This is a genomic window from Bradyrhizobium sp. 2TAF24 (assembly GCF_052115025.1).
Lineage (GTDB): Bacteria > Pseudomonadota > Alphaproteobacteria > Rhizobiales > Xanthobacteraceae > Bradyrhizobium_A.
On sequence record NZ_JBFRFW010000011.1, the window covers coordinates 48,067 to 62,957 of the forward strand.

At 67.7% G+C, this 14,891-nt stretch carries 12 protein-coding genes; 5 read left to right on the forward strand and 7 right to left on the reverse strand.

All coding sequences use genetic code 11. The features are described 5' to 3' along the window. Positions 1–497 precede the first annotated feature (497 nt). Both AB4Z37_RS17805 and AB4Z37_RS17810 read right to left on the reverse strand, forming a co-directional pair. A complete protein-coding gene (locus tag AB4Z37_RS17805; RefSeq protein WP_441518073.1) occupies positions 498–1,439 on the reverse strand; it encodes an acetamidase/formamidase family protein in 942 nt (313 codons plus the stop codon). A 433-nt stretch (positions 1,440–1,872) separates the two neighbouring features. Then, positions 1,873–2,139 (reverse strand): metal-sensing transcriptional repressor, encoded by a 267-nt coding sequence (locus tag AB4Z37_RS17810; protein ID WP_441518074.1) that lies wholly within the window; start codon positions 2,137–2,139, stop codon positions 1,873–1,875. Positions 2,140–2,525: 386 nt separating this feature from the next. On the opposite strand from AB4Z37_RS17810, the gene AB4Z37_RS17815 reads away from it, so the two are divergent. The 5 genes from AB4Z37_RS17815 (at position 2,526) to AB4Z37_RS17835 (ending at position 7,305) form a co-directional block, all read left to right on the forward strand. Beyond that, positions 2,526–2,819 carry a hypothetical protein gene (locus AB4Z37_RS17815; RefSeq protein WP_441518075.1) on the forward strand — a complete coding sequence of 98 codons (294 nt, stop codon included), beginning with the start codon at positions 2,526–2,528 and terminating at the stop codon, positions 2,817–2,819. A gap of 227 nt (positions 2,820–3,046) precedes the next feature. After that, positions 3,047–3,343 carry a hypothetical protein gene (locus AB4Z37_RS17820; RefSeq protein WP_441518076.1) on the forward strand — a complete coding sequence of 99 codons (297 nt, stop codon included), beginning with the start codon at positions 3,047–3,049 and terminating at the stop codon, positions 3,341–3,343. Further along, positions 3,340–4,992, forward strand: a complete 1,653-nt coding sequence (locus AB4Z37_RS17825; protein ID WP_441518077.1) for an Nramp family divalent metal transporter — start codon at positions 3,340–3,342, stop codon at positions 4,990–4,992. Before AB4Z37_RS17820 ends, AB4Z37_RS17825 begins: the two co-directional genes overlap by 4 nt. A gap of 41 nt (positions 4,993–5,033) precedes the next feature. Continuing rightward, a complete protein-coding gene (locus AB4Z37_RS17830; protein ID WP_441518078.1) occupies positions 5,034–5,189 on the forward strand; it encodes a hypothetical protein in 156 nt (51 codons plus the stop codon). Between the two features lie 121 nt (positions 5,190–5,310). Further along, complete coding sequence (locus AB4Z37_RS17835) at positions 5,311–7,305, forward strand: carbohydrate porin (RefSeq protein WP_441518079.1); 1,995 nt, start codon at positions 5,311–5,313, stop codon at positions 7,303–7,305. A gap of 154 nt (positions 7,306–7,459) precedes the next feature. Here AB4Z37_RS17835 and AB4Z37_RS17840 read toward each other — a convergent pair whose 3' ends face one another. The 5 genes from AB4Z37_RS17840 to AB4Z37_RS17860 form a co-directional block, all read right to left on the reverse strand. Then, the gene (locus tag AB4Z37_RS17840; protein ID WP_441518080.1) at positions 7,460–9,115 is read right to left on the reverse strand and encodes a SulP family inorganic anion transporter; all 1,656 of its coding nucleotides are present in this window, start codon (positions 9,113–9,115) and stop codon (positions 7,460–7,462) included. A gap of 164 nt (positions 9,116–9,279) precedes the next feature. Further along, the gene (locus tag AB4Z37_RS17845) at positions 9,280–10,038 is read right to left on the reverse strand and encodes a response regulator transcription factor (protein ID WP_441518081.1); all 759 of its coding nucleotides are present in this window, start codon (positions 10,036–10,038) and stop codon (positions 9,280–9,282) included. Between the two features lie 102 nt (positions 10,039–10,140). Next, a complete protein-coding gene (locus AB4Z37_RS17850; RefSeq protein ID WP_441518082.1) occupies positions 10,141–11,820 on the reverse strand; it encodes a glycosyltransferase family 4 protein in 1,680 nt (559 codons plus the stop codon). Then, complete coding sequence (locus AB4Z37_RS17855; RefSeq protein WP_441518083.1) at positions 11,814–12,932, reverse strand: glycosyltransferase; 1,119 nt, start codon at positions 12,930–12,932, stop codon at positions 11,814–11,816. The genes AB4Z37_RS17850 and AB4Z37_RS17855 overlap by 7 nt, the downstream gene beginning before the upstream one ends. Then, entirely contained in the window at positions 12,929–14,722 is a 1,794-nt protein-coding gene (locus tag AB4Z37_RS17860; protein ID WP_441518084.1) for a flavin monoamine oxidase family protein, read from the reverse strand. The genes AB4Z37_RS17855 and AB4Z37_RS17860 overlap by 4 nt, the downstream gene beginning before the upstream one ends. Between the last annotated feature and the right edge of the window lie 169 nt (positions 14,723–14,891).

The window sequence follows — 14,891 nt, forward strand, 5'->3', positions numbered from 1 at the left end:
GCCGACTGTGACAAAGCCGCAACATTTGTGAAAGGATATGTCGCGCGGCTTCGGTTCCCACCGGCCGCAATCACGTTCTCGCGACCGGCGCCCACAAGTTCCCGCCACGAGTTCCCGCGGCGGCTCAACGCGCCAGATAGTCGCCCAGCCGAGCACCCCGCCCCACGCCGCCATCAGGGCATAGGCCATCAACCCCAGTCCCATCGCCGCGCACGACCAGCGCTCCCAGCCGGTTCTTCACATAGATCATGGTCCGTCCTTTCTGTTGGTATCGGCCAACAGAGGCGGCCAGAGCCGCGACCGGTTCGCGAGGACCTCAAAAAAAATTGCAGCTGCCGCGCACCGGTCCGGGCATGCAGCGCCTCTCTGGGCCCCCTCCAAAAAAGGAGCTCCCATGGACCATCAGCCGCGGTGCGCGCGGGCGGCTCGCTCGCCCATGCGCCGACGGCGCTGCGCCGGTTCGGGGCGGCAGCGCCCGAGGGCTGAACGCGACACGCTCACCCCAGCGCGATCGCCTTGGCGATCATGCAGTGGATGCCCTTGGAGCCGTTGACCGTCTGGGTCACCCGCAGGTCGGCGGCGAGGCTGCACAGCGTGTAGGCGTCCTCGCGCGACAGCCCGCGCACCTCGCCGAGCAGCACGATCATGTCGCGCAGCGCCCGCACCACGCACTGGTCGAGGTCCGGGTCCATCGCCATGGTGATGTAGTGGGTCGGCGTCTCGGCGCGCGGATAGGTGAAGCTGAGGTCCTTGCGCAGGGTGAAGGCGAAGCGGCCCTGCAGCGCCGTCTCGATGGCGGTGATGCAGACCTCGCCGTCGCCCTGCACGCCATGGCCGTCCCCGCACGAGAACAGCGCGCCCGGCACGAACACCGGCAGGTAGAGTTTCGCGCCGGCGACCAGCTCCTTGTTGTCGAGGTTGCCGCCCATGGCGCGCGGCACCAGCGACGTAATGCGGCCCCAGTTCGGCGGCGGCGCGACGCCCATCACCCCGAAGAACGGCGCCAGGGACAGGTCGAGACCCCAGGGCAGCCGCCCGACCATGCGCGCGGCGTCGAGCGGGATGTTGAGCAGCCGCGTCGCATGGAAATCATCGGGCAGCGTACCGCCAAGCGGCCTGATCAGGTTCCAGCCCCAGTCCTGGCGCAGCCGGATGTCGAGGATCTCGACCTCCAGCACATCGCCGACCTCGGCGCCGTCCACCGCGATCGGCCCGGTGAGGATATGCCCCGGCAGCATCCGCTCGTTGCGGGCGTGGATCTGCAGCAGCTCCGGCGGGATGCTGAAGCGACTGCTGTCCGGCAGCACCTCCGGACCACCGCTGAGGGTGTCGACCGTGACCTCGTCGCCGCTCTTCACCGTGAGCACAGGCTTGAGCGTGGCGTCGAAGAAGCCCCAGTGGCAGGTCTCGGGGCTGGCGCGGAGATGATGATGGACCATGGACATTGCCGTGACATGAGATGAATGGCGGCGACGGAACGCCGATCAGAACCATTCAAGCATCGCGGTGGCGCACGGTCGAGCCACGACGGGCCTCACGGGCCGGGGGTCGGTGCGATGTCCGCAGTTGTACCGCCGGCGCGATGTCGCAGCCGCGGCCACTGCCCGATTTATGCAATCGATTTGCCGCCGGGCGCTGCGGCGCGCTTCGCTGTCATCGCCCCGACGGCGCGAGGCGATGAATGCAAAGGTCGAGCATCTTGCCCGAGCCAGCGGGAGCGGTGAGCAGCCCCCCGTTCGAGCGGGACGCCGACCACCGCCACGGGACAGCTCGCGAAGGAGCCGTCGTTCACTTCGTTCCGCATGCGAACGCCTCGCATCTGCGCCGCGACAAACGGTCGCGACCGGGCGTGCGCGGGCGGCACGGACCGGCCTAGAGATATTTCGCGACCAGCTTGAACTCCTTGAGCGTGGCGCGCGCCGCCGGGCCCGCCGTTTTCAGCGGCTGCTCCAGGCATTGCGTGATGTGCTCGTGAATCAGCGCCTTCTTGGCATTCTCGATCGCGCCTTCGACCGCCTGCAACTGCTGGGCAATTTGCAGGCACGGCCGACCTTCCTCGATCATCCGGATGATGGTCTGCAGATGACCGTCGGCGCGCTTGAGCCGCTTGACGATGGCGGGATGGTGGTTGTGGGGCATTGCTTCTCCTATCCTGCCGGCAGGATAGCATGCATGCTCCCCAGAGGATATGAACCATCCTCCCCCCAGGATGAATAAAACGGCTTGACAGGCTTTGGGCCCGGGCGTACTGGCGGATTGTTCCGGGATTTGATGTTCCGGACGGGCTCTTTCTTCCCGCTGTTTCCGGTGGGCCGCGAGATCCCGATCAAGCACCCAACGAAGGACTCTGTACGACCTTGGGCAGTAGCAACTCGGGCAGTAGCGATCCGGTCTTATGCCGCTTCGTACTGCTACAGGACGACAAAACCAATCGCGACGGCCTCGGCCGCGTGAGCTTCGTCGGTCACACACGCTGACCGCCTGACTCACCGACCTGCCGCACGATGCGGATGTGGAGGTGAGCGATGTTCGAAAAACTCGCACAATTCCGGCCGTTCGGACCTCGCCTTGCGTGCGCGGCCGCGGCCATCTGGTCCCACCAGACCCCCGCTTCCAATGACAACCAGCCGGGTTTTCGCCACCCGGCCGGCCGGCGCCGGATTCCAAAACCGGCGCTGGTCTGTCATTGGATCCTGATCGACGGCGAACGTCTCGTCTGCCGCTGGGAGGCCGAACACACCGGCACGCCCCACGACGGACGGTCCACCGCGGCCACGCCGCCCGCCCCCCATCATCCGCCGCGGCGCGCCGCGGTCTAGACGCAGGAGATCCGCATGGACGAGGGACCTAGATGTCCCGCCGCCCGCCGATCCGGCGCCGCGGCGGGAATCCCTTCGGGACAATTCACCCTTCAGCAGATGGCCGTGACGCGATCCGGCCAAGGTGACATGAGCCAGGGCGGCCGGAGTCGAAACGACCTCCACGCCTGATGCTCCCGCTCGCCTTGGTGCCGACGATGCGGCACGGGCGAACACGGGAGATCGCCATGACCGGCATCGACAACACCAGGCGGCAGCCGCTGCGCATCGCTGCGCCCACGGACCCGATCGAGGGCGCGCTCGCGCCCGTTCTCACCAGCGCCATTGCCGTCATCCGCGAGAGCACCGGCCTCGTCCGGCATCTCGCCGGCTTCGGCATCGCGCTGATCGCGACACCAACGCCCCCTGCAAAGCCCGCCCCGGGCCGGCCGCGCGCGGCCGCGCCCGCGCGCGACAACGTCATCCCCTTTCCGACCGCGGCCGCCACGCGCCCGCGGTCCACACGTATCGGACTGAGATCATGACCACCATCATCCAAGACGCAAACCTGCAGCTGGCGCGCACCGCGGTGCTGGACGACGCCCATGTCGGCGACATCCACGGCGCGCTCGGCTCCATCCGGCAGGGCGACCATGGCCCGCGCACCGGCCTGTGGGCCCGCTGCAAGACCCTCATGGCGATCATCGGTCCCGGCCTGATCGTGATGGTCGGCGACAACGACGCCGGCGCGTTCGGCACCTACACCCAGGCCGGCCAGAACTACGGCACCACGCTGCTCTGGACGCTGCTGATGCTGATCCCGGTGCTCTACGTCAACCAGGAGATGGTGGTGCGGCTCGGCGCGGTCACCGGCGTCGGCCACGCCCGGCTGATCTTCGAGCGCTTCGGCAAGTTCTGGGGCGCGTTCAGCGTCATCGACCTGTTCCTGCTCAACGCGCTGACACTGGTGACCGAGTTCATCGGCGTCAGCCTCGCGCTCAGCTATCTCGGCCTGCCGCAGGCCTGGGGCGTGCCGGCGTCGGCGCTGATCGTGATGTTCGCGGTATCCACCGGCAACTTCCGCCGCTTCGAACGCTTCGCCATCGTCCTGGTGTTCGGCAGCCTGCTGCTGGTGCCGATCGCACTGATGGTGCATCCGCCGGTCGAACAGATCGCCCACGATTTCTTCGTGCCGAAAATGCCGACCGACAGCAAGCTCAGCGAGGTGATGCTGCTGATCATCGCCATCGTCGGCACCACGGTGGCGCCCTGGCAGCTGTTCTTCCAGCAGAGCTACATCGTCGACAAGCGCATCACGCCGCGCTTCATCCGCTACGAGCGCTGGGACCTGTCTCTGGGCATCGTGCTGGTCATCCTCGGCGCGGTGGCGATGATGAGCTTCTGCGCCGCGACGTTCGCGGGACGGCCCGAATTCGGCAACTACACCGACGCGCTCGGCACCGCGAAGGGGCTGGAGGCCTATGCCGGCCGCCTGCCGGCGGTCCTGTTCGCGCTGGCGCTGCTCGATGCCAGCATCATCGGCGCCGCCGCGGTCTCGCTGTCGACCGCCTACGCGATCGGCGACGTGTTCTCGCTGAAGCACTCGCTGCACCGCAAGCCGAAGGACGCCAAGGGATTCTACGGCGTCTATTTCGGCCTGATCGCCATCGCGGCCGTGCTGGTGCTGACGCCGGGAACGCCGCTTGGCCTGCTGACCAATGCGGTGCAGACCCTTGCCGGCGTGCTGCTGCCGAGCGCAACCGTGTTCCTGCTGCTGCTGTGCAACGACAGGGCGGTGCTCGGGCCGTGGGTGAACTCCAAGGTGCTGAACCTGTTCACCGGCGCCGTGGTCGCGGGCCTCGTCATGCTGTCGATCATCCTCACCGCCTCGGTGCTGTTCCCCGAGATGGACGAGCGCTGGATCCTCGGCATCCTGATCGGCGGCAGCGTGCTGGCCTTCGCCGTCACCGCACTGACCAAGCTCTACGGCGCCAGCGTCCACAAGCCCCGCTTCGCAGTGACGGCACGCCAGCCCGATCCCACGACCTGGCGCATGCCGCCGCTCGAGGAACTGCCGCCGGCCCGGCTCAGCCCGCTCAGCCGGATCTGGATGATCGTGCTGCGCGGCTATCTCGTCATCGCCGGCGGCCTCGTGCTGGTGCGCATCGTCCAGCTCGCGATGTCCGGCTCATGACAATGGCGCCGGGAAGCTTCAGCCGATGGAGCGCGCGTCTCATGCTGCAGCTCGCCAGCCTGACCTTGCGCACCGCCATCGCCTGTCGCTTCCCGCCCCAGCCGCTGCGTGCCGCGCTCGCCCTCGCGAGCGTGCTGGAGCGGCTCGGCGCGGCGCTGCTCCTCGGACCGCGCCGCACCTTCTGCGACAGGGAGTGAGCCGCTCACCCGGTTCGTCTCGTTTCCATTCACCAACCCGACACTTCGGCCTCGCGCCGCAGTTCCCCGCCTTTGTTCGCGGTCTCCCCGCGCAATTCCACGGATTCCAATCGAGGACTACATGAAACGGATTCATCTGGCCGTCGGCGGCCTGCACGCCCTCATCGCGACCAATGCGCTCGCGGCCGACCTTCCCGCACGCACGCTGCCGCTCAAGGCACCCGCGGCAACGCTGTACAACTGGACCGGCTTCTATGTCGGCGGCCATGCCGGTTACGGCACCGGCAGCCTCGGCCCGGACACGCAGGCCATTCCCGCCCAGGCAGTGTTCGTCGAGCCGACGGTGACCGGTCTGATCAGCGGCTTCCAGGCCGGCTATAATCTCCAGCTCCGCAACAACTGGGTGCTGGGTGCGGAAGCCGATCTCACCTTCGCAAGCCCTATCGACCAGCTGCGTCTTGCCCCGGCGCCCTACAACACCACGCTGGACTTCACGGGAACGGCGCGGGCCCGCATCGGCTACGCGTTCGGCCCGATCATGCCCTATGTCACCGGCGGCCTCGCCTTCGGCCAGAGCCGGCTGCGCCTCAACACCGACGACGGCAACGTGATGTCCTCGCATCATCTGATGCAGGTCGGCTGGACCGCCGGCGCCGGCATCGAGATGGCGGTCGCAGGTCCCTGGAGCGCACGCGTCGCCTACGACTACATCGATCTCGGCCGCAAGGCCTACCAGCTCGACGCCCTCGCGCTGCCGGACGTTCATGTCGATCCGCGCGTCCATCGCATCACCTTCGGGCTGAACTACCGCCTGTGGGACCCCGCGACGGGCGCACCGTTCGCGATGCCCGCAGGGCTGACCGACACCGCGCCATCGCCGAACTGGAACGTGCACGGCCAGACCACCTTCATCGCCCAGGGCTATCCCTCGATCCGCTCGCCCTATGAAGGCGCGAACAGCCTGCCGCGCGGCGGCCAGACGCGCGAGACCTGGACTGCGGACATCTTTCTCGGCTGGCGGCTGTGGGACGGCGGCGAGCTCTACTTCAACCCGGAACTGGCACAGGGTTTCGGCCTCGACGGCACGCTCGGCGTCGGCGGCTTTCCGAACGGCGAAGCGCAGAAGGGCGGCGCAACCTTCCCCAAATTCCGCCCGCAACGCTACATCTTCCGCCAGACCTTCGGTCTCGGCGGCGAGCAGGAAGAGGTCGCCGACGGCCCGATGCAGCTCGCCGGCAAGCGCGACATCGATCGCGTGACGCTGACCATCGGCCGCTTCGCGGTCGGCGACTATTTCGACGGCAACGCCTACGCCAAGGACCCGCGCACCGACTTCATGAACTGGGCGATCTGGTCATCCGGCGCCTATGACTTCCCCGCTGACCTGCCCGGCTTCACCCGCGGCGCGGTGGTCGAACTCAACCGCAAGGACTGGGCGGTGCGCGGCGGCTTCTTCCAGGTGCCCGAAGCGCCGAACAGCGACGTCCTCGCCTACAAGGGCGGTGCCGGCGGCGTGGTCGAGCTGGAGGAGTGCCACACCCTGCTCGGTGCGCCCGGCAAGCTGCGCTTCGGCCTGTTCGCCAACCGCGGCGTCACCGGCAAGTATCGCGACGCGCTCGGCATCGCCGCCACCGACCCGACCCTCGACATCAACGGCGTGATGACGAGCATCCGCAAGAACCAGCTCAAATACGGCTTCTATGCCAATCTCGAGCAGGCGATCACCGACGACGTCGGCGTGTTCGCCCGCCTGAGCTGGAACGACGGCCGCAGCGAGATCCTGTCGTTCACCGACATCGATCAGAGCCTGTCCGGCGGCGTTTCGATCAAGGGGCGCGCGTGGGGCCGGCCGGACGACACCATCGGCATCGGCGGCGCGCTCAACGGCCTGTCGTCGGCCCATCGCGACTTCCTGGCCGCTGGCGGCACCGGGCTGCTGATCGGCGACGGCCGGCTCAACTACAGCGCCGAGAAGATCCTGGAGGCCTACTACGCCTACCGCGTCAACACCTGGAGCTCGGTGACGCTCGACTACCAGTTCGTCGCGAGCCCGGCCTACAACGCCGACCGCGGCCCGGTCTCGATCATGGCCGTGCGCGCGCACGCGGAGTTCTGAGCCGGGCACGCGACCCTCTCGGTGTCCGTCGTCGCCGGGCAGCACGATCCGTCCTGAACGGACCGCGCTGCCTGGCGCGACAAGGCAAGCAGCAAGCACCGTCTTCACACCGCTTGCGGCCTGTTTCCAGCGCGCCACCACCATTGCCGGAGCGCTACGCCCCCTGGCGCGGCCGGCACGCCTGCACCGCCTGCTCCACCGTGTGGAACAGGCGGTCGGGCCCGAGCTCCTGCTCGACGCCGAACCGCACCATCGCGGCCTGGGCGCGCTCCGATTCCAGCCGTGCGATGGCGAAGATCATGCCGTTGGCGTGGCAGCTGCGGATCAGGTCCTTGAGCACCTGCGCGGCGGTGAAATCCATCTCGACGATCCCGGTCGCTTCCAGCACGAACAGCCGCGCCTGCGGCGATGCCCGGCGCAGCGCGACGATGTCACGGCGGAAATGCTCGGCGTTGAGGAACGACAATGGCGCCTGAAACCCCGCCACCACCACGCCGGGCTCGCTTTCACCGGGCATGTGCGCGCTCTGCGGCCACCAGATCGACGTGCCGGGCACACGCTCGAACAGCTGGGCCCGCGCCCGGGTGGTGCTCCAGATGCCGTGCAGCAGCGACAGCGCGATGCCGACCCCGACGCCCTGCTCGATCGGAAACAGGATGATGGCGGCTGCGGTCGCGGCGATCAGCAGGAACTCGCCGAGCGATTGGCGATAGACGGTCACGATCTGCCTGGTACGGATGATGCGCAGCGCCACGAACAGCAGCACGCCGCCGAGCGCCGCATTCGGCACATGGCGCAGCAGCGCGGCGCCGAACGCCAGCAGCGCCAGCACGATGGCCGCCGCCGCAAGGCCGGCGAGCTGCGAGCGGCCGCCCGTTTCGGCCACGATCGCCGTGCGCGGCGGGCTGGCGTTGACGGGGAATGCGCCGATCAGGCCGGACAGCAGGCTGCCGGCGCCGACGCCGATGAAGTCGCGGTCGACATCCGGCGGCGTGTCGGGATCCGACGGGAACGAGCGCGTGGTGGCGGCGGTCTGCACCATCACCACCATGGCGATGATCAGCGCCAGCGGCACGAGGTGCACCCATTGCATGATGCCGACATCGGGCAGTGTCAGCCGCGGCAGCGCGCCATGCAGCTCGCCGAGCACCGCGACGCCGCGCGCCTCCAGCCCCATCAGCACCACCGCGGCGCTCGCCGCGACCAGCCCGATCAGCGCGCCGGGAATCCTGGCGTCGATCTTTTCCGAGACAGTGATGATCGCGAGCACGCCAAGGCCGATCACGATGGTGAAGGGATTGGCCGCGCCGAGATGCGACAGCAGCGTCCACAGCCGCGCCAGCATCGGCCCTTCCGGCCCCGGCAGCCCGAGCACCGCCGGCAGCTGCGAGATCAGGATGTGGATGGAGATGCCGAGCAGGAAGCCGACGGTGACCGGCACCGACAGCAGGTCGGCGATCCAGCCCAGGCGGAAGATGCCGCCCGCGACCAGCAGCACGCCCACCATCAGCGACAGCGTCACCGCAAGCGCCGCGTAATCCGGCGAGCCGGCGGTGGCGAGCAGCGCAAGGCCGCCGGCGAAGATCGGGGTGATGGTCGAATCCGCGCCGCTCGACAGGAAGCGGTTGCCGCCCAGCACGGCGAAGGCCAGCGCGCCGGCGAGGAACGCGAAGAAGCCGATCTGCGGTGCGAACCCGCCGAGCCGGGCGGTCGCCATCTGCTCGGGAATGGCGATAGCGGCGAGCGTCAGCCCCGCGACCAGGTCCCGCGACAGCAAGGCCGCGCTGTAGCCTTGCAGCGAGCGCAACACCGGTCAGGCCGTCTTGCTCTCCGCGCCTTCGCGCATCGATGTCTCCGCCATCATCCCTCCCTCGCCGGCTGTCGCCTGGCCGGCCGTCGATTCGTCAGACCTGGAGGTAGCCTAGTCCCGCATGGGCCGGGGCGGAAAGCCCTGCGGCGCGAGGGCGGAGACGGTCAGTTGAACAGCACTTGCCGCGCGAGCTGGGTGCGGCTCGACACCCCGAACTTCTGATAGATGCTCTGGACGTGGGTGCGCACCGTCGGCAGCGAGATGCAAAGTTCGTCTGCGATGGTGCGGTCGGAGCAGCCGCGCACGATCGCGGCGGCGATCTCCTTCTGGCGCGGCGTCAGCGCCACCGACTGGCCACAGCGCTCGACCCGCGCCGAAACGTCGATCTGTCCGCGCGGCAGCTCGACCAGGCGGCGCTGCAGCAGCGCCTGGGTGAACGCGACGCCGATCGCATCGAGGATCTCGACGTCGCGCTTCGAAAAATCCTCCTTGTGCCGGCCTCGCCAGATGCGCAGGTCGCCGATGTTGTGGCCGCCGGCATAGGCATAGAAGTTGACGCCGAAGTGCAGCCCGTCACGGGTCAGGAAATCATTGAAGAATGCCGTCCGCTCGAACCGGGGGCGTTCGATGATCTCCGACACGCAGGTCGCGGTGCGGCGACGCTGCAGCGCCGGCGTGATCGGATCGTGGAACTGAAAATAGCGCTCGTAATTGCCGAGGTTGGCATCGTCCATGTTGATCGACACGCGATCGACGAAGCAGCGCTGCTCCGGATCCCAGACATAGGATGCGATGTATTGCGCATCCATCAATTCGAGCAGCAGTTCGCCGATCACCCGTCGCAGCTCGGCCGAACCGTGGTCCGCGGTCAGCTCCCGCATGATCCGGAAGACGATCGCCGTTTCCTTGTGCGAAAGGTTCATGCTCGCAGACGGGATTTGCCCGTCCCCCCCGGACGCGCGCTGCGCGGAGAAAACCTTAGGACCGGGGACCGCTTCGTTCAACGGGAAAAACAACTTTTGCGTTCAGTACTCGATGTTGACAACTCCAAATTTAAACAACCACAGGAGACTCAACGCCACCTTCTCCCTGCGCAAATGCCCGAATGCCGTCTCGAGCTGGATCACGGTCGCGCTGCCGTTGCGCGCGATGGCGGCGACGAGCGCCGCCAGATCGGCAGGCGTCAGCAGCAGCGGCAGCAGCATCGCATGGGAGGGATGAGCACGAAGCTCGGTGAGCTGCGCGGCCGTCGTCGCAGCGACACAGCGCACCACCGACGTGGGAGCAAGTTGCGCGGTGGCAAAGTGGCCGAAAGCATGGAACGGATCGCTCAGGCCGAACTGGGTGAGCGGCGGCCGGCCGCTCGTGCTGCGCGCCGCCTGCAGACGGATCGCCGCCAACTCGTCCCACAGCGCTTGATACTGCGCCAGGATCGCGGTCCAGTCATAGTCGCCGACGACCCGTGCCAGGCCTGCGCGGCCGAGACGCCGGCGCAGCTCGGCGCTTGCCGCCAGCGCCGCGATCCGGCGCGCCGCGACACCGATGTCGACCGCCACGACCTGGTTCAGCGCCGCGATCGAATCGTCGAAGCTCTCGACGCCGAACGCCGCACGCGTCAGCACCATATCGCTCTCGCGTGCCGACGGCATGCAGGTCGGCACCACATATCCGGTTTCGCCGTCGACCACGCTTTCCCTCAGGCCGCTCCAGTCGCTGACCACGCAGGGCAAGGATGCCGCCATCGCCTCCAGCACCGTCATGCCGAAGGTCTCCTGCAAATTGTCGGGCAGCGAGACGAAGAGATCGGCAGCCGCCCAGCTCGCCTCCGATGACGCCGGGTCACGGCCATCGATCCACGAGATCGGCACGTCGCCGCAGTAGGCCTGCGCGAGGGCGCGGAATTCCGCCTCGACCAGCGGATTGACGAACTGCCCGGCCATCAGCAGATGGAGATCGACACCGGGCGTCGCGGCGGCGGCCTCGCGGAACGCCATGAACAGCGGCGTCGGATGGGCCTTGGTGAGAAAATTGAAGCGGCCGAAATAGAGCCCGACCACGGCGCTGTCGGCTATGCCGAGCTGCCGCCGCAGTACCCGTCCCGCGGCCGCGCGGGCGTCGGTCCGCTCGAAACGCGCCGCATCGACGCCAAGCGGGATGACCGGCAGCTGCGCCGGCATGGCGCTGCGCGCGCCGGTGCGCTCTTCCAGATAGTCGGCAAAATCGTCCAGGATCGCGCGCACCGACCGGCGCGCCGCCTGCGAGGTGCAGACCAGCGCGTCCCAGGGCTGCAGCGGTGCGACCAACAGGTCCTGCAGGCCGGCGATCACGCCGCTTTCCGACAGCGTGTGCGTGACACCGCACAGGCTGTAGGCGTCGTCACGCAGCGAGCGCCGCATCCAGGCGAGCCGTCCGAGCACCGGATCGGGCCAGTACAGCGTGCCGAGACGCGCGATGGCGTCGATATCGTTGACGCCGATGTGGTAGGCCGCAGCGGGGTCACCGCCGAATTCAGCGATCTGCTCGCAGAACGCCGAGAAGTCGTCCGGGGTCGCGGCGACGCAGCGATAGCCTTCCGCACGCTTTGCCAGCGCAAACGCCCTGAGGAACTCGCGTCCGGCCGATTGCCGCCCGACAATGCCATGGGTGGTCCGCCCGTAAGCGTCCGGTACATAGGAAATGCCGCAACGGGAGACCCGGCTCAGCATGCGGCGACCACCGCTTGCCGCCGCGCCAAAAGATGCTCGATGCGGTCGCAGGCCCGCAGCGCCGCGGCAGTCCAGCTCCAGCGCTGCCCGATGGCGGCTGCCTGACGCAGCGCGCGCACCCGCAACACATCGCGCTGGCGCACCATCGTGCGCATCACCTCTGCGAGGCCGTCGATGTCCGGATCGGCCCACTCGCCGTAATCGCCATCACCGCGAACGAAGCATGGCAGCGCCTCCGGCGTCACCGGCACGAGGCGGAACGGAATCGCCAGGCTGTTCTGCGCGTCGGCGAAGGCGCTGTGGCCGGCGAACTGCGTGACGGCGGTCGGGAGCCCGCTCGCCAGCGCCTCGAGCGCCGGCAGCCCCCAGCCCTCCGCCCACGACGGCGCGACGAACGCATCGCAACTGCGATACAGCGCCGCCACGTCGCGACGGCGCGGCAGCGGCTGCACCGGCACCACCCAGCGCCGCCGCCGCAGCGCCATGTTCTCGATGAAGCGCACGGTGTCGAACCCGGGCAGCAGCCGGTTGTGGCAGGCGAGCAGCAGATAGACCGGCTCGTCGACGGCGAACGCGCGATCGAAGGCCTGCAGCAGCTCGAAGGTGCCCTTGCGCGGTTCGGCCTTGCCGACATGCAGAAAGCGAAAGCCATCGAGTTCGTCGAACAGCGGCAGGCCGCGACCATGCGGCTGGAACAGCAGGTCGTCGACGCCTTCCGGCACCACATGAACGCGCGCCGGATCGACACCATTGTCGCGCAGCACGTCGGCTCCCCAGGCCGTCGGCGTCCAGACCTCGTCGGCCATGGCGAGCGGAATCATCCAGTCGTCGGGAAGGCGGTTGGATTCCCAGACGGTAAAAGCGATCTTGCGGGCCGGACAGCCGCCGAACAGCGCGACGCCCGGGCCGCCGCCGACAATGATGACGGCGTCGTCAGGACCGGGCCAGTCGCGCCGGTCGGGATAGCGCCCGTCCGGCCGCGGCGTCATGTCGAGCCCCCGCACCGGGCGCGACGATACCCGCTGCAGGGCGGCGAGAAAATCCGCGGCCTGGACGCCGAAGCCGGTCGCGGGCTGGCCGAGCATGCCCGCGACGAAGACGGTTCCGCTCATGTGTAGTAGGCGTAGCGCGGCGGCGCGACCGCGGTGATCGGATTGTTGTTGGAGACGGTGAAGGTACCGCCAAGCGATTTGATCACGCCAGCGGCGCAGTTCAGCCCGGACTGCAGCGCGCCGTCGGCCCAGCCGCCGGTCCAGGACGTGCAGTCGCCGGCGACGTAGACGAGGTTGTCGATGGCGGAGCCGGCCTTGCCGAAATCACGGTAGACGGTGTCGACGTAAGGATCCTGGCCTGGCTGCGCCAGCGTGAAGGCGCCGAAATAATCCTTGGTGGACTGCCAGACCACGCTGCGCATGTCGCGCTCGAGATTGCCAGAATAAGGCACCAGCTGGTCGGCATAGTCGGAGAACGCCGTGCCGGCGGTGATGGTGCGGATTTCGTTCTTCAGCGTCTCCAGCAGCTCGGCGGGGCTCAGCGCCTGCGTCTTGGTGGAATCGTCTTCCCAGGTATAGGTGACGAGCACCACACCGCTCTGCGGATCGCCGTAATCGAGCGTATAGAGCTGCGGCAGCTTGGTGTCGGACAGGATGTTGCGCGGGAAGCGGGTATTGTTCCAGAACTTCTTGGTGCGCAGGAACAGCTTGGTCGACGAGGTCACGTGGATGCGGTTGATGGCTTCACCGACATTGGGATAGGTCGTCTGCTGGTTGGGCGGCAGCTGCGGCTGCGCATCGCTCAGCGACAGCCCCATCTCCATCGCCCGCGTGGTGGCCGCAACGATCACCCGGTTGAAGGTCTGCTTGCTGCCATTGCCAAGGGTCAGCGTCACGGTGCCCGGCTGCTGTTCGGCGACCTTCACATGGGTGACGCGGGTGTTCGGCACATAGCTGCCGCCCGTCGACGTGAAGCGGCTGACGAACGCCTGACAGAGCTGCGAGATGCCGCCGGGCACGAAGCGCTGGTCGGTTTCGAGCGCGTTGGTCAGCAGGCGGTAGATGTAGTTGAAGCCGATGCCATAGAGCGGCCCGAAGCCGCCGGAGCCGATGCCGAGCGTGCCGAAGCGGGTGAAATCCTCCGCGGTCCAGACCGCGCCCGCAGGCACCTGCCATTTGTGCTGCGGACCGAAGATCTTGGAAAGGCCGGTGTAGAAGCTGTCGCTGCCGAACTCGTTGAGATAGTACTGCCAGGCATTGGTCACGTTGGCGAGCGCGGTGCCGTTGGTCGGCGACAGCTGCAGCTGGGTGTTGAACGACACCGACGACCAGAACGAGACGCCATTCGGCACGGTGATGCCGTTGTTGACCAGCGCCACCCAGCCATTCCACACCCGCTCGAAGCCGTTCGGCGGCACCGCCGGATTGGACCACATCTGGCCCTGCCCCTTGTAATAGACCCAGGTCGGCTGCTTGCCGGGGTCGGGAAAGTTGGCCGTGGTCTGGATGTTGAAGGCGTTGAGATAGTAGAACAGCGCCTCCTCGCTCGGCGGAAAGCGCATCGCCCCCATCTCGGCGATGTCCACCGTCGCGACGCCGTTGGAGTCGCGGAACCGCGAGCTGTACAGCCGGCCTCCCGGCGGGCGCTTGTCAGCGACCTCCTCCGCGGTCTCGGCGTCGAACAAGGTGACCTTGGCGCCGCATTTCTGCAGCTCGAACGCCGCGACGCAACCGGCCGCGCCGCCGCCGACGATCCCGACCGTCTGGCCACTCAGCTTGCCGATCGGCGCGTTGATGCCGCCCGACTGGTTGAGCCAGTCGGAATACACAAAATTGGGCGTATCCACGAATGCCTGGGGTTGCGCCACCTGGGCCGGAAAAGGACGCAAATTGGGAATGAATGTCGCCATGCCGTCGCTCCTAAAGCATCGAGGCTTCGAAAAAGCTCTGGTCTTCGCCGCGCCGTGGCCCGCGAGCCGACGCATCGGCATCAAAATCTCACTCTGGCAAAAACCGGTCTTGGCACCATCGTTACTAATGATGATTTTGGCCGGGAGCGCCGACGTCTCTCGGCGCATC

Coding starts and splice junctions, on each gene's coding strand:
- AB4Z37_RS17805 (WP_441518073.1), bottom strand. CDS start 1,439: ATGGTCCATCATCATCTCCGCGCCAGCCCCGAGACCTGCCACTGGGGC.
- AB4Z37_RS17810 (WP_441518074.1), bottom strand. CDS start 2,139: ATGCCCCACAACCACCATCCCGCCATCGTCAAGCGGCTCAAGCGCGCC.
- AB4Z37_RS17815 (WP_441518075.1), top strand. CDS start 2,526: ATGTTCGAAAAACTCGCACAATTCCGGCCGTTCGGACCTCGCCTTGCG.
- AB4Z37_RS17820 (WP_441518076.1), top strand. CDS start 3,047: ATGACCGGCATCGACAACACCAGGCGGCAGCCGCTGCGCATCGCTGCG.
- AB4Z37_RS17825 (WP_441518077.1), top strand. CDS start 3,340: ATGACCACCATCATCCAAGACGCAAACCTGCAGCTGGCGCGCACCGCG.
- AB4Z37_RS17830 (WP_441518078.1), top strand. CDS start 5,034: ATGCTGCAGCTCGCCAGCCTGACCTTGCGCACCGCCATCGCCTGTCGC.
- AB4Z37_RS17835 (WP_441518079.1), top strand. CDS start 5,311: ATGAAACGGATTCATCTGGCCGTCGGCGGCCTGCACGCCCTCATCGCG.
- AB4Z37_RS17845 (WP_441518081.1), bottom strand. CDS start 10,038: ATGAACCTTTCGCACAAGGAAACGGCGATCGTCTTCCGGATCATGCGG.
- AB4Z37_RS17850 (WP_441518082.1), bottom strand. CDS start 11,820: ATGCTGAGCCGGGTCTCCCGTTGCGGCATTTCCTATGTACCGGACGCT.
- AB4Z37_RS17855 (WP_441518083.1), bottom strand. CDS start 12,932: ATGAGCGGAACCGTCTTCGTCGCGGGCATGCTCGGCCAGCCCGCGACC.
- AB4Z37_RS17860 (WP_441518084.1), bottom strand. CDS start 14,722: ATGGCGACATTCATTCCCAATTTGCGTCCTTTTCCGGCCCAGGTGGCG.